18 protein-coding genes, 1 tRNA gene and 1 riboswitch are annotated in these 14,603 nt (G+C 36.3%); of the genes, 9 read left to right on the plus strand and 10 right to left on the minus strand.

The genetic code is table 11. The annotated features are described in order from the left end of the window. The 6 genes from CZ490_RS22595 to CZ490_RS02245 form a co-directional block, all read left to right on the plus strand. Window positions 1–716: BclA C-terminal domain-containing protein (locus CZ490_RS22595; RefSeq protein WP_234987155.1), on the plus strand; the 716-nt coding region annotated here is incomplete at its 5' end. Between the two features lie 195 nt (window positions 717–911). Continuing rightward, complete coding sequence (locus CZ490_RS02225) at window positions 912–1,619, plus strand: hypothetical protein (RefSeq protein ID WP_200801537.1); 708 nt, start codon at window positions 912–914, stop codon at window positions 1,617–1,619. 315 nt (window positions 1,620–1,934) lie between these two features. Continuing rightward, window positions 1,935–2,162, plus strand: coding sequence for a hypothetical protein (locus CZ490_RS02230; protein WP_077617353.1), 228 nt, complete (start codon window positions 1,935–1,937; stop codon window positions 2,160–2,162). Between the two features lie 103 nt (window positions 2,163–2,265). Continuing rightward, entirely contained in the window at window positions 2,266–2,394 is a 129-nt protein-coding gene (locus tag CZ490_RS02235) for a YjcZ family sporulation protein (RefSeq protein WP_077617354.1), read from the plus strand. Window positions 2,395–2,544: 150 nt separating this feature from the next. Then, complete coding sequence (gene spoVIF, locus CZ490_RS02240; RefSeq protein WP_077617355.1) at window positions 2,545–2,799, plus strand: sporulation-specific transcription regulator SpoVIF; 255 nt, start codon at window positions 2,545–2,547, stop codon at window positions 2,797–2,799. Window positions 2,800–2,935: 136 nt separating this feature from the next. Then, window positions 2,936–3,178, plus strand: a complete 243-nt coding sequence (locus CZ490_RS02245) for a hypothetical protein (RefSeq protein ID WP_077617356.1) — start codon at window positions 2,936–2,938, stop codon at window positions 3,176–3,178. 12 nt (window positions 3,179–3,190) lie between these two features. Here the strand turns inward: CZ490_RS02245 and CZ490_RS02250 are convergent, their stop codons facing one another. The 5 genes from CZ490_RS02250 to CZ490_RS02270 all read right to left on the minus strand — a co-directional run bounded on the left by CZ490_RS02250 (window position 3,191) and on the right by CZ490_RS02270 (window position 7,095). Continuing rightward, window positions 3,191–3,865 (minus strand): DUF421 domain-containing protein, encoded by a 675-nt coding sequence (locus tag CZ490_RS02250; RefSeq protein WP_077617357.1) that lies wholly within the window; start codon window positions 3,863–3,865, stop codon window positions 3,191–3,193. 117 nt (window positions 3,866–3,982) lie between these two features. Then, on the minus strand, window positions 3,983–4,405 hold the full coding sequence (locus CZ490_RS02255) for a GNAT family N-acetyltransferase (RefSeq protein WP_077617358.1): 423 nt from the start codon (window positions 4,403–4,405) through the stop codon (window positions 3,983–3,985). Between the two features lie 7 nt (window positions 4,406–4,412). Continuing rightward, window positions 4,413–4,928, minus strand: a complete 516-nt coding sequence (locus tag CZ490_RS02260; RefSeq protein ID WP_077617359.1) for a YjcG family protein — start codon at window positions 4,926–4,928, stop codon at window positions 4,413–4,415. 104 nt (window positions 4,929–5,032) lie between these two features. Continuing rightward, window positions 5,033–5,758, minus strand: coding sequence for an alpha/beta hydrolase (locus CZ490_RS02265; RefSeq protein WP_077617360.1), 726 nt, complete (start codon window positions 5,756–5,758; stop codon window positions 5,033–5,035). 107 nt (window positions 5,759–5,865) lie between these two features. Continuing rightward, on the minus strand, window positions 5,866–7,095 hold the full coding sequence (locus CZ490_RS02270; protein ID WP_077617361.1) for a dicarboxylate/amino acid:cation symporter: 1,230 nt from the start codon (window positions 7,093–7,095) through the stop codon (window positions 5,866–5,868). 137 nt (window positions 7,096–7,232) lie between these two features. Further along, a riboswitch (cyclic di-AMP (ydaO/yuaA leader) is annotated at window positions 7,233–7,389 on the minus strand. A 209-nt stretch (window positions 7,390–7,598) separates the two neighbouring features. On the opposite strand from CZ490_RS02270, the gene CZ490_RS02275 reads away from it, so the two are divergent. Continuing rightward, window positions 7,599–7,671, plus strand: a tRNA-Val gene (locus CZ490_RS02275). A gap of 114 nt (window positions 7,672–7,785) precedes the next feature. Here CZ490_RS02275 and sstT read toward each other — a convergent pair. The 3 genes from sstT to CZ490_RS02290 all read right to left on the minus strand — a co-directional run bounded on the left by sstT (window position 7,786) and on the right by CZ490_RS02290 (window position 11,298). Continuing rightward, a complete protein-coding gene (gene sstT, locus CZ490_RS02280; RefSeq protein ID WP_077617362.1) occupies window positions 7,786–9,021 on the minus strand; it encodes a serine/threonine transporter SstT in 1,236 nt (411 codons plus the stop codon). Window positions 9,022–9,335: 314 nt separating this feature from the next. Further along, entirely contained in the window at window positions 9,336–10,013 is a 678-nt protein-coding gene (locus CZ490_RS02285) for an SOS response-associated peptidase (protein ID WP_077617363.1), read from the minus strand. A gap of 25 nt (window positions 10,014–10,038) precedes the next feature. Next, window positions 10,039–11,298, minus strand: a complete 1,260-nt coding sequence (locus CZ490_RS02290; protein WP_200801538.1) for an ATP-binding protein — start codon at window positions 11,296–11,298, stop codon at window positions 10,039–10,041. Window positions 11,299–11,504: 206 nt separating this feature from the next. Here CZ490_RS02290 and CZ490_RS02295 point away from each other — a divergent pair, with 206 nt between their 5' ends. Both CZ490_RS02295 and CZ490_RS02300 read left to right on the plus strand, forming a co-directional pair. Continuing rightward, complete coding sequence (locus tag CZ490_RS02295; protein ID WP_077617364.1) at window positions 11,505–12,002, plus strand: PTS sugar transporter subunit IIA; 498 nt, start codon at window positions 11,505–11,507, stop codon at window positions 12,000–12,002. Between the two features lie 248 nt (window positions 12,003–12,250). Then, on the plus strand, window positions 12,251–13,510 hold the full coding sequence (locus CZ490_RS02300; RefSeq protein ID WP_077617365.1) for a helix-turn-helix transcriptional regulator: 1,260 nt from the start codon (window positions 12,251–12,253) through the stop codon (window positions 13,508–13,510). Between the two features lie 194 nt (window positions 13,511–13,704). Here the strand turns inward: CZ490_RS02300 and CZ490_RS22125 are convergent, their stop codons facing one another. Next, on the minus strand, window positions 13,705–13,872 hold the full coding sequence (locus CZ490_RS22125; RefSeq protein ID WP_142255324.1) for an ACS family MFS transporter: 168 nt from the start codon (window positions 13,870–13,872) through the stop codon (window positions 13,705–13,707). 105 nt (window positions 13,873–13,977) lie between these two features. Then, the gene (gene cudC / locus CZ490_RS02305; protein ID WP_077617366.1) at window positions 13,978–14,508 is read right to left on the minus strand and encodes a choline uptake/conversion transcriptional regulator CudC; all 531 of its coding nucleotides are present in this window, start codon (window positions 14,506–14,508) and stop codon (window positions 13,978–13,980) included. Window positions 14,509–14,603 lie beyond the last annotated feature (95 nt).

The following is a 14,603-nucleotide window of genomic DNA, read 5'->3' on the forward strand; positions in this document are numbered from 1 at the left end:
CAGGTCCGACAGGCCCAACAGGTCCAACCGGCCCAACAGGTCCAACCGGCCCAACAGGTCCGACAGGCCCGACAGGTCCGACAGGCCCAACAGGTCCAACCGGCCCAACAGGTCCGACAGGCCCGACAGGCCCAACAGGCCCAACCGGCCCAACAGGTCCAACCGGCCCAACAGGTCCGACAGGCCCAACAGGCCCAACCGGCCCGACAGGTCCAACAGGAGTATGTGAATGTAAAGAAAGATATTGTAACGTCTATTATGATGGTCCGCTAACTGTTAATGTAACAACTGGTTCACCAGTTCCATTTGATGAAGAAGGTGAGTGTTCAGAAACTGATGGAACACCAGATTTTATACGAAATGCAACCTCAGTAACTGTTGTAAATGCAGGAGTATACCTTGTTAACTACAGTGTTATTTTTAATAATACACCTGCCACTAATGATGTTTTTGGGGTGTTTCAATTATATGTAAATGGTGACCCAATTCCAGCTAGTAGATTTGGAACTAGAGTAACACTCGCAAATAATCCAGCAGGAAATACAACAAGATTACAAGTAAATGGAGAAGCAATTGTTGCCATTCCTGCAGGGGGAATACTTGAATTAAGAAATATCGGAGGATCCACAGTTCATATTCGAGTTGAAGTAGCTGGTACAGCAATCAATGGTGCTGCAATGACGATTGTACAACTAGACAATGAAGAAGAAGTTTAACAAAAAAGGCATAGGGACTTTGTCTCTATGTCTTCATTATTTTAAAGATGTAATTCCTATAAGTATTTATATCTTACTTAATTTTGGAAGCAAGAGCTTAAAAATAAATTTAAGAGGGACATGTGCTGAGTCATTATTCAAACTCAGTAAATACAATATCAAGACATTAAAATTGAAAGACTGAGGTGATTAAAATTGTCGGGGATTCATTTCCATAATGATGAATGTGAATGTTCGAAGTGTTGTATTAGCGGACCAAGAGGTCCAAAAGGTAAACGTGGCCCAACCGGCCCAACCGGCCCAACCGGCCCAACCGGCCCAACCGGCCCAACCGGTCCACCTGGAGTTTGTGAATGTCCTACATGTGACTGTTGTACAGAAGGAATGAGAGAGGTACTAGAAGCATTAGCTGCTAGGACCCCGGATGTTGAAGTTGACCTAGGAACTATTGATCAAACAGGTCCAGGTCAGGGTAACAATAATTTTATTATACAAGCTGTAGTAGATGGTTTTGTTGCAGTTGGAACAGTCCCAGGTATGGGAACAACTCGACGTAATGCGGCATTTCCAATTTGTAATGTTGTCGGAATTACAGCCAATGATGCAGCAACAGTTGCGATTTTAAATGGTCTAGAACTTCCAGGTGATATAGAGGATTGTGAAGATTGTTGTGAGGAATCCATGAGGGAATTTTTATCAAGAGTTATTGGTCAAAGCATAGATATTGATACAACAGCTACTGGTCAGTTTAATAATCTCCAGAATGTCTTTATCCGCTCTGCGGAAGATATTGGCCAAGGTGTAGTGAGAGTTACTGATACTGCAGAAGGACCTCCAGGTCGTGTATGGATTTTAAGTCTTTGCGAAATTACAACTGTTCAAGGATTTGCAACATTGATTTAATAGTAAGTAGGAGGCTGTTCATTTGAACTAGCCTTCTTCTCTTTTAAAAATGGCGCTTGCCTTTGACAAAAATCTTAGCAGGCATTGTAGCATTAATGATTGATAATAAAAAGAAACCGAATCAGAATCAATGATTTACTCCGGATGATATTAAAGAAATTTATTATATGGTGCAGTTAAATGGAAAGGCATTAATTATAATACTTATGGTGCTGGGTATATTAATGCGCAAAACTCCATCAAGTAATTTTCACCTAAAAAACAGGCTCATGCAGCCTGTTTTTATCATTTTATAAAGCAAGCGGAGGTGTAGCGATGAGTAAATTTGAAAAAGAGATAGAACGTTTTGTTGCTGACTACTATAAGGACCATAATGAAGTGAAGGGTAAACTTGATAAATGGGCTGCTGAAAACGAAAAGGGATTGAACCAACTGGCAATAGAAGCAGGGAAGTTCGAAAAAGAGCTTGAAGCAAGAATGGAGAAACTAGATCGGTGGTTTGCAAAACAACAGAATGAATTGGATAAGAACTTGGAGAGTTAACGCGGATTCTGAATTTCCGCACTTGCCCTGTGTTCCTGTCCTCACCAAAACAAGCCTCCAAACATATTTTATAATGTACTCTTTTAAAGAGGAGGTGCGAAATATGGGCTACGGATTCGGTGGTTGCGGCTATGGTTATGGCGGTGGCGGATACGGCGGCGGTTCAACTTTTGTTTTAATCGTCGTATTGTTCATCCTATTAATTATTGTAGGTGCTTCTTTCTACAACTAATTAAATAATTTTTCCAGTAGAAGTACGAGTCGATCGGCTCGTACTTTCTCCATTTATCACATGAAATGAAGGATACAATTTTTCAGCGATTCGTCGCACCACTTGTTGGTTGGGTTCATAAGATATACCACAATGTAAGGAGGCTTCGAAATGGATAATAACTTTTTTAAGAATATTGAAAAGAAAACAGGCGTGAATATGCAGGATGTATTCCAGTTAGCAAACTCTTTGCAAAATGCTAATTTTAAGGATGAGAAAACAGTTCGTTCAGTAATTAGAAGGGTTTCTCAAATTGCAAATAAGCCAGTAAACAAACAGCTTGAAGACAAAATTGTAAAAAGCATTGTAAGTGGAGACGAAAAATTGGACTTCGGCACTATTTCAAAAATGATAAATAAAAAATAAGGCAAGGGGTCTGGCGAAATTGTCAGGCCTTTTTCTAGATGACCCTTATAATCATCGGGAAGCATTCGAATTCTATCAGTAATAAAAACAAAAAAACATACATATAAAAAAATAAATCGAGTTGGAGGGCGAGTATATGGGCTATATTTTACCAATCAATAATGAACAATACACTCAATATGTACATCGAACAACGCCTTATAAAACGAATTATTTAAGGCTTCATCAAATTAACCCAGCTTCATTGACCTATAATCAGCGTAATTATGACCAACAGCATACCGAACAAAAATCAACAATGAAAAAACCAAGCCAATATGTTGAAGCAGTTCGTGCACAATATACTGGAAAAGGATTACTATACAATGAGCGCATTTAATAAAAGGGAAGGTTAGTATTCTTGAATGTACAAGCCTTCCTCTTCAAGCCATTCTGCAAAAAGTAAATCCTTGTATGTGGTTACACCTTGATTCTTCAATTCTGATTGTAGCCAAGCTTCAGAAAATCCACTTTCCCTCAGGTTTTCTTCAATTAAGACACCATCACTTACTAATGTTATCGGAAGTCTAACCTTCTGTTCCGCCATCTTGTAGTCACTTCGAGTAGGTGGATCATAAGGTGATTTTTTGAGGACACTAATCGAACCGTCTGTTTCCAGGATGGCATACTCAGCTTCTCTAATCGAAAAAACACCCTTCGAACGGAGGAGATGCTGAAGTTGGTTAATATCCAATTTGTTTTTCTTTAAATGCTCTTTTATAATTTTTCCTTTATGTATTATAATCGTAGGCTTCCCCTCAAGAAATGGTCTCGTCCTGCGAATCTTTTGTGTAATCACTTCTATCACATAAATCAGGCCTCCCCAAATAACGATGGCAAATAGAATGTGGGAGATCCCTATCTTTTGGTCAAATACAGCATTTCCAACTAGTTCACCGAGTACTAAGGCGGAGATAAAATCAAAAGCCGTAATTTGGGTTATTTGTGTTTTTCCTAGTATTTTAGTAAGTACCAATAACCCTAAAAGCCCAACCCCTAAATCAAGTGTAATCCTAAAGTATTCCATTAAGCTCACCCCTCTATGGTAGAATGAGCAGGATTGTCCTTTTTTATCCAATAATCACCCCAAATAGGATAAACGCGGTCAATGTAAAAAAGGATGTCATTTGACATCCTTTCGTGCTTATACTTCTTTTATCATCGTGACATGAGGTATACCAGCATCCATGAAAATGCCAGATACAGTTTCATATCCCAATTTTTTATAAAAGTTTTCTGCTTGAGTTTGTGCATTGAGCTTTAATTTTGAAATACCTCGCTCTTTTGCAATATCCTCCATTTTATGCATAATCACATTTCCTGCACCTTTTTTACGATGTGAAGCAAGTACACAGATACGCTCTACTTTGCCGTAACCATCTAGTACACGGAAACGTCCGGCTCCAACAGGTTCATTGTTATCATAGAGGACAATATGTGTAGACTCATCCTCAAATTGATCGATTTCTTCCTCTAGAGGGACATTTTGTTCATCAACAAATACAACTTTTCTTATTGTAAATGCATCGTCTTTTTCTTTGTTGTTTGTTACGATTCTAGGTTCCATGTTGTGTTTACTTTTCCTTTCCTAATCGAAATGTTTCATATACAGTCCAAGATCCATTTTCTAGTTGATAAAGAAGATGGATGCGGTCAATTTGTTCCTCATGGTTAATGTTTAGCATACGTAATTGGCCATATACATCTGAATGTTCATCACTTGATAACTTTTGGCCAATGGTAATGTGTGGGACAAACGCATATTCAGGTTCTCCTGCAAAATACCCAGAGTGGAGTGCATTATGTAAGTTTTGTAGTTCTTCAACAGGGTCTACTTTTAAATAAATAACATTATTCACAGGAGAGAATGAGCTAACTTTTAATATCTTAAGTGTAAATGGTTCTGCCTGTTTTGTAATTGAATCCAGTTCTTTAGTAATTTCATTAATTTCATCATCGGATGCGTCAAATGCATTCTTAACTGTAATATGTGGTGGAATCAATGCATAATGCGGATCATACCGTTTACGATACGAATTTGCTGTATCTTGAAGTACTTTGGATGGGAAAATCACTATACCATATTTCATTTTTGTTACCCTCCTCATGATTAATCAATCAAACTTGGAAGTACTTGGATTTGTTTTACATCATTATAACAAATAACTAAAAATGATAGAACACAAAAACTGTGTCATTTCAACATTTTTGACAGTGCTCTTGGTAAGTCAGGCTGCCAATGCGTCCATGTATGATTACCATTAAATTCTTCATAAAAATAAGGATAGCCCTTGTTCGAAATAATTTTATGTAATTCTCGGTTTGGTGTTAGAAAATCCTCCACCTCACCTTTCGTTGTTTTTACTTCAGTCTCACCTGTTCCAATCACATGATACAAGTCAAGAAGATGTGGTTCTTCAAACTTTTCTACTTGGCGAAGAACATGATTATTGACAAGAGGTGATTGCATGATTACCTTCCCAAATGTATGAGGATATTCGAGTGCTGTTAGAAGGGAAATGGTTGCCGCTAATGAATCCCCAATTAATGCACGGCCTTGCCCCATTTGGTAGGTTGGAAATTCTTGATCTAAAAATGGTACAAGTTCTTCCCCTAAAAATCGTTTATATAATGGGAATTGCTCACCCTCAGGGTGATATTTCCTACGGCGGTCTGCAACACTTTTATACGGTACGCCAACTATAATAGTGTTGGCTATCTCCTTTGACTCCAATAACGAGTCTGCAACCCGCGCGACTCTGCCAAGATTAAAATAGTCACGTCCGTCTTGAGCGATTAGTACATTGTATTTATAAAGAGGGGAGAAGGTTGCTGGTAGATAAACGATAAGCTCAAGTTCCTCATTTAAGATCTTACTATGTATAGTCATTTCCCTAACTGTACCTTTATTAACCGTCATATTTTATCCTCCAAACACTCAATCAAAATCAAACTTACTTCTTTATTATAACGCCTGAAAAAAAGGAAAGCGACAGGAAATAGTCCCTGTCGCAAATTCTTGAAAAATTATACGGTAGCTTCATCCATGTGCTTTTTTTCTGATTCTGCAACATAGACTGCACACGCAGCATCACCTGTAATATTGATGGCTGTACGTGTCATATCAAGTAAGCGGTCAATACCGATGATTAATCCAATTCCTTCTGGAGGTAAACCAACCGATTGAAGAACCATTGCAAGCATAATAAGTCCGACCCCTGGCACACCAGCTGTTCCAATACTTGCGAGTACAGCAGTTAAGATAACTATTAGAATTTGAGAAAAAGTAAGATCATAACCGTATACTTGTGCAATGAAAATTGTGGCAACACCTTGCATAATAGCAGTTCCGTCCATGTTGATTGTGGCCCCCAATGGTTGAACAAAACTACTGATTGATTTAGGAACCTTTAGATTGTTTTGAGCCATTTCCATTGAAATTGGTAGTGTGGCGCTACTACTTGATGAGCTAAAAGCAACCGTCATCGCCGGAGCAAAGCCTTTAACAAACTCAATTGGGTTGCGTTTTGCTAATAAGGCTACAGTTCCACCATATGTGATAACAGCGTGAATGAGTAGGGCAGCAAGTACGATTAAGAAATAGCCAATCATTGCTTTAATTGCAGCATAACCTTGGCCTCCAATGGCAGTTGCAATTAAGCCAAACGTACCATACGGAGCAGTTCTCATAACAAGATGAACAAGATACATTAATATTTCATTTGCTTGTTCAAATAAATTTAAAATACCCTTTGTTTTCTCGCCTAACACAGTTAAAGCTAATCCGATAAATATCGAAAATGCGATAATTTGAAGCATATTTGCATCATTCATAGCGGTGAAAGGGTTTGTTGGGATAATCCCAATTAACGTTTCCATGAAGGGAGGTGCTGAAGTGGCACCTTCATAAGTTGCCCCTTCTGTATTAAACCCTCCACCGGAGCCAGGCTTAAATATAGAAGCAAGAGCGATTGCAATCGTAATGGCAATCGTTGTTGTTGCAATGAAATAAGTAATCGTTTTAGCCCCAATTCTACCGAGTTTTTTTGGATCTCCAAGACCCGCAACTCCTAGAGTAATAGAAACTAAGACAATTGGAACAACGAGCATTTTAATTAAACCTAGGAAAATCTGTCCAAGTGGAACAAAAACCCAGTTATTTGCATACTCAAAAATTGTTGGTGATGTGAGATTTAATATAAGACCGACAATGGCACCTAAACCTAAACCTAATAAAATCTTTTTGGTTAATGACATAAATAACCTCCTCAAAGATGTAGTTGAATGTGTATAGTGGCAGCAAAAGGGTAGTGGTATTTCGATGAAAAGCATACTTTAGGAGACGCAAAAAACCACGAGAGTCTGCCCGTGGCTTAGGTGTAAAAATTACGCAACTATGCTCTCTCCAGATGCTTACGAGGTTAGCTGTCGGATTCGGATGAAGAGTATTTTCCTACCTTTTTATAAAAAAGGATTCACCCCGTGTGCACTTCCTTTTGCACGAATATGGTTCCCCCGTTTCCCAAAATGGGAATTCAGCGTATATTAAATTGTACTTTGCCTTGATATAATATTTATAGCTTATAATATGTATTTATGTCAATTATAACATATTTTCTCACAATTCTTATGTTGTAAATAGTATGACGTTTTATTAAACCTATATATTTAATAAGTAACCTATTCTCTCATGATAATTAATAGAATACAATTGACAAATTAACTAAACGCATGTATATTATGAAGTATTCTAATACTTTGATTCCGTAGCTCAGCTGGGAGAGCGCTACCTTGACAGGGTAGAGGTCGTTGGTTCGAACCCAATCGGAATCACTAACAAGAAACCCTTGATAATTTTCTATTATTAAGGGTTTTTTTTATTACATTCTAATACTTTCTTAAAAACCACCCGCACAACTTATGCGGGTGGTACTATCTTACATATAATTAAGCGGATTTAATCACAACATTCTTCTTTTCTTTTCGCTTTTTCGCGTATTCAGCTGTAGCTGTGAATAGTACGTCTGATGAAGAGTTAAGGGCTGTTTCGCAAGAATCTTGTAGGACACCAATGATGAAGCCTACAGCGACGACTTGCATGGCAACATCGTTTGGAATTCCAAATAAACTCGACGCAAGTGGAATAAGTAAGAGTGATCCACCAGCAACCCCTGAAGCCCCTGCTGCTGACACTGCTGAAAGTACGCTTAAAATTAGAGCTGTTCCAAAATCTACCTCAATTCCAAGTGTATGAACGGCTGCAAGAGTCAGTACTGAGATAGTGACTGCAGCTCCGCCCATGTTAATCGTACCACCTAGCGGGATAGACACTGAATACGTATCTTTATTTAATCCAAGTTTTTCACAAAGATTCATGTTTACAGGAATGTTTGCAGCAGAGCTACGTGTAAAGAACGCAGTCATTCCGCTTTCTCTTATACATCTGAATACAAGTGGATAAGGATTTTGACGAATGTATACATAAACAATTAACGGGTTTACAACCAGCGCGATAAAGAAGAGACACCCAAGTAGTAGGGCTAGGATTTTTCCATATTCCATAAGCGATGAAAGCCCGTTTGTAACAAAGGCATCGAAGACAAGTCCCATGATACCGAGTGGAGCAAGGCTAATTATCCATTTTACAACGGTCGTGATTGCATCAGATACATTAGAAAGTAAAGTTTTTGTTGTGTCATTTGCACTTTTTAATGCAATTCCAAGTACAATGGCCCAAGCGAGAATTCCGATGTAGTTAGCATTTATGAGAGCATTAATAGGGTTGTCCACTATATTAAATAACAATGTTTGAAGTACTTCTAAAATACCACTTGGTGGTGTAAGGTCTTCTGCCCCAGTTACAAGTGATAACTTAACTGGAAAGACAAAGCTTGCTACAACAGCAACAAATCCTGCTAAGAAGGTACTAATCGCATATAAACCAATGATGGACTTAATATTTGTTTTAGCACCACTTCGTTGTTTAGAAATTGCGTCAATAACTAAGAATAAGACCAATACGGGGGCAACTGCTTTTAAAGCTCCAACAAACAAAGAACCGAAAATAGATACCCATTTGGCTCCATCTGGAACTAGTAAAGCCAATAGTATACCAGCTATAATCCCAACTAGGATTCTTTTTACTAAACTAATTTGATTCCATTTGTGAAACAGATTTTTCATCCTTTTTCCTCCTCATCTAGATGTCTTATAATGTTTGATACTTATATATTTTTGTAAGTTTAACACGAAAATTGTAAATTGTGAATAAATTTTAAAGTTAAAATAGTTTAGTGAAATAGTAATTTTGTTCGTTTTTAACTAGAATATTTATTTGTAACACGAATATTGGCTTTATTTTATCATAGGAATGTATGTTTTTCTCGTATTGTCTTTACAATGAAAACATTACCAATCTACCATAAATTAACCAAAAGATTTAATCCAATAAATGATAAAAACGACTGATTTCCGGTAAGAAATTAGTCGTTATTCGTTTAACATATTCTTTGTATTAAATTTGGTGAGTTGTTCCGAGGAGAGTTAACTAGTGATGAAACCTCATAAGCCTCCATGGCGTCCGCATGCAATGGTTTGAGTAAGTGAGACACTACAGATACATCGTCCAATGATGGGTCAAGCCATGTTTTTTCATCTTCTTTTTTTAGAATAACTGGCATTCGATTATGAATATCCTTCATGAGCTCATTGGGGGTTGTCGTAATAATCGAACACGAAAATAATGTTTTCCCATCAGGAGAATTCCAACGTTCCCATATGCCTGCCATAGCGAAAAGTTCCTCGGATTTTAATTTTATCCTCATTGGTGTCTTTAAGTTGTTTGCATCCTTTTTCCATTCATAAAAGCTATCCGCTATAACAAGACAGCGTCTTTGCTTAAAAGCCTGCCGGAAGCTAGGTTTTTCGGCTAGCGTTTCGGCACGAGCATTTATCATTTTATATCCAATTTTTTCATCCTTTGCCCACGATGGAACAAAGCCCCAACGTAAGTATCCCAAACGATTCCGTTTGCCGTCATTGATTACTGAAAGGACAGAATGAGAAGGGGCTATATTAAAGCTTGCGGTGTACAAATCTTGTTCTATAGCTGCTTCAATATCAAAACGGTTAAGTATTTCATCAAACTCTGCGGATAATGTAAATCTTCCACACACGGCAAAATTCACCTGCCTATATTTATTAAGTAGAAGGGGGATGATAGATGGGTAGTTTAATGATAAAGGAGGTGCCCTTACCAACCACACTTTCTACATCAATTGTACCTTTTAATTGATTAATAATTTGAAAACAAATCGTTAGTCCAATACCAGTTCCTTTATCCTTCGTAGAATAAAAGGGTGTACCAATTTTCGCAATCTGTTCTTTTGTCATACCTGGTCCGTTATCGGTAATTTTTACAACTATCTCTTGGTCTTTTGAGAGGGCGTTGATTTGTAATACTCCATCATTACCCATTGCTTCGATTCCGTTTTTAATGATATTTATTAAAACTTGCTTGATTTCGTCTTTATTCCCATTAATAAAAAGGGATTCTTCAATTGAGGATTGCACCGCAACATTTTGAATATTTGTATAAGATGTCATTAACTCTATTGTTTTTGCAAGTTCTTCACTTATGTTAACCAATTGACTACTCGTATTATTAGGCTTTGCTAAAGATAAATAATCATTAATTATTGATTGAGCACGGTTTAATTCTAAAAGTGAAATTTCGAGATAATTACGTTGCTTATCCGTTATATTGTCGTCACGACCAATTAGTTGGATAAATCCATTTACCGTTGTTAATGGATTACGAACCTCATGTGCAACAGAAGCAGCAAGTTGACTAATAACATTTAATTTTTCCGAACGTCTAAGTTCCTGCTGTAGTAGGATTTGCTGATTTAAGTTTTCAAATATTAGAATCACTAATAGGAGTGTAACCCACGTAATGAATGAAAAAATTAACATAACGAGGATCTGCTCATGTAAATTATTCTTCATTAATGTGATAGCTCTTGTTAACACAATCATACTGTATAAAGCAGTTAAAACCATTAATTTGCTATATAAGAGAAGGGAACAGTATTTTTTCAATAGAAAATAAAAAAGAATAGCTATTATTGCGTAGTTCATAAACAATGTAAAAACATTAGATTCACCCAGTAATTGAAGATAAATCAACATAATAAAAATTATGCCGATACCCGGCAAAAAACCAACATAAAGAAAGGAAAGAAAAATTGGGATAATCCTGAAATCAAAACTAAAACCATTTGCATAAGTGACCGGAAAAGACAGGGTTAAAACAAGGATTAGCACCATCATTCCAAATAATTTAACAGCAAGAAATTTTTGCGAGTTAAAATTGTTTTGAATCACAAGTAAATAATAAAGTAGAATAGGAAAAATGACGATGAGAACATGATATAGTACATGGCCGATATGATCCTGCAAGGTTTCAGCACTTCCCTTAAATCTAAATTTTACGACTATTTTCTTTTTTAAAATTCGACATTATCACTGATATTCCTTCTATTTTCACAAGTGTATTATCATAAAAAATTTTTTAAATATACAGATATAAATTAAATAATTCATATTTCTTTTTTTCTTGTAATGGGTATGATAAAACTAAATATATCTTAATTTGGAGGCTTATTATGTTTAAAAAGTTATTTGGCAGCAAAGACAAAAAAATAGAGGAAGTATTAGTTGCTCCTGCAACTGGTAAAGTACTTCCATTAGAAGAAGTTCCAGACCCAGTGTTTTCGCAAAAAATGATGGGGGATGGACTTGCTATTGACCCAACCGAAGGTAAAATTGTATCGCCAGTAAAAGGTGAAATTATTCAAGTATTTCCGACAAAGCATGCAGTAGGAATCAAAACTGAAATAGGTTTAGAGCTCCTCATACATATTGGGCTTGAGACAGTAAATATGAAAGGTGAGGGTTTCACTGCTCATGTTAAAGAAGGGGATAAAGTAGAGGTTGGTACGCAATTAGTAACCTTTGACATGGATTTAGTTAAAGAGAAGGCGGCAAGTACAATTACCCCGATCGTTATCACTAATTTTGATGATGTGGAATCGTTTGAACAGCTTGGAAATAAAGAAGCAACGGCGGGTACTACTGAGTTAGCAAGAGTCAAAAAGAAATAACAGCGCGGTCCTATAAGGGGCCGTTTTTTCATTACCAAAAAGAGACTGTTGTCGCATTTATCTATAGTACTATTTGTTTATTTGTTCGTGATTTTACATATGTAGATTCGGAAAAGCATAGAATCGTAATGGGTTGGTTATATGAAAATGCAAAAAATGAGTCTTTTTACCTAAAGATAAAAAAAGGGATTTCCAATAATTTCTCGAAATGAGTATATAACCAGTCAGTGAGAGGGCAGGCATAAAATATGGAGATAGGAAGCAGAATACGATTCTTTCGAATTCAAAATAATATGACGCAGGAAGAACTAGCACAAGAAATTATCTCAATTTCTTATCTTTCAAAGATTGAAAATAACCAAACTTCAGCAAGTATTGAGGTTTTAGAATTATTATGTGAACGATTAGGAATTAAACTGATTGAAAGTGAAGAATACACACAATTAAAAGAACTTCATGATTGGTACCACCTTATGGTTGCTCGAAAGAGAGAGCCAGTTCTTGAATTTTATGAGTCCTATGAGTGTAAGAACACAAATGATTCTAGGGTTGCCATTTTCTTTGTATTATTTGAATTAAGGCATTTTATCTTTACAAATCAATTAGATAAAGCTGAAGATCAAATTAAGAAGATTGATTTATACAGAGATATATTTGAAGTTCGTATGAACTATTTTTATGAGAAATTTGTTGGCCAATTTTATTACTTAAAAAGCCAATTCTCTGTTGCAATGGAACATTTTAAGGCTGCAGAGGGAATTTTAACAAGTAGTGTACATTTTGAAAGTTGGGAAACAGCAGATTTATACTATTATATCGGGCTAAATAATAACCGAATGGGGAAACTAGCCTTAAGTATCGTAAATATCCAGAAGGCACTTGCTATCTATCAATCTCTCTATGATTTGAAAAGGAGTGCCGAATGTCAAATACTTTTGGGTATTTGTTATGAAAAAATTGATGAGTTTCAGATGGCAGAAGAGAATTATTTACTAGCAACAAAGGTAGCCGAAGGAATTAACGATTCATCCTTATTAGGTTTAATATTCCATAACCAAGGTGTTTTATATTCGAAAATCGGCAAATCGGAAGAAGCCATCGAGCACTTTTTAAATAGTTTAAAACATAAAGCAGATGATATGGTAATCGGTCGTTTACGCTCTATTCACGGACTAATTGATGAATATTATAAAAGTGGAGAGTATAAGAAATGTCAAAAATGGCTGGAAACTGGTCTAGCTTTAGTCGAAAACCATCAAGGGTATCCAGAATTTAGAATTCATTTTACTTATTATGATTATTTGCTTAATAAGCTTGAAGATTTACAAAGGTTTATTGAAAAAGACGCATTGCCTTATTTTGAAGGTAATGAACATCATCTCCAAGTTGCTTACTATGCAGAAGAACTTGGGAAAATCTATCAAGAAAATCATAAATATAAGTTAGCAAGCTATTATTTTTCAAAGGCTGTTTCGTCTTTGAAAAAACATAGTCATCTAAATCAATAAAAAATGAATGAAAAGGAGCTGGTACTATGAAGAAGTTTATGTTAATCCTAATGCTTGGCCTTGTAACAATTGCTGGTTATCAATTAACTGAAGGTGTTGCAGGGGTAGACAATGATTATCCGGATTCTGTAGAAGTTCAAGTATAACCAAGTAAGCAGCCCAGATCAGACTGGGCTGCTTTTCTTTTGTATCGCTTATAAAAAGTGATGATAATTGTTTTGATTGTTCTGCTTTACCTCATCAACTTGGCTTTGAATTTTGCGGGAGTTAGTAGTGCGTTTCTTTTTTGATAGATGGTCTGCAACGAAACCAACGAAAAGAATGCCTCCAATAAAAATTAACATCCATCCCCAAAATGGCATGTTTTCACCCCCATAATGTAGACTATGTGGGTTGAACAAATTTGATGATGTGTAAGAGTGAAACGTAATCTATTTTACATATAAAAAAAGCAACGTTCATAAACGTTACTTTTTCGGAACATATGTAAAGATATCATGTGACTCAAAGCTATCGACTAAACGGTCAAGCCAGAAATAATATTCTAACGCACTATTAAGTTTTATAATATCGCCCTTAGCCTCTTCTTTAATCTCTTCGCTTATTTGCTCTTCTTTTAAAAGCTCCTGCAAATCAGTTAATGATTTTTGAATGGCACTTACATTCATGGAAATACCATTTCTCCATTTTATCGTAAAAAAATCAATAAAGGTTTGATACCAATCTTCTTCTACCTCATAAAGATCTTTTCGAATTCCTTTTTTCCACACCTTATCGACCATTTTTAAATCCATTAAGTTTCGCACGGATGTACTCATACTGGTTTTACTCATACCCAGTTCTTGTTTCATTTCATCCAGTGTCATTGGCTCGTCATGAAAATACATTAGACCCCAGAGTCTACCGACTGAAGGAGTTACTCCATATAAATTCATATTTTGAGAAATTGCATCAATTACACGTTCTCTTGCTTTTTCTAGCTTGTCTACGCCTTGCAAATAGATTCACATCCTACATCAAAAGTGTTTGATATATATAGCCTACTCATTTGAACAAAGAATGTAAAGTGGAGCAGGTAATTGTAATATGGAGG

This window comes from Litchfieldia sinesaloumensis (genome assembly GCF_900156865.1).
Classification (GTDB): Bacteria; Bacillota; Bacilli; order Bacillales; family Bacillaceae_L; genus Ferdinandcohnia; species Ferdinandcohnia sinesaloumensis.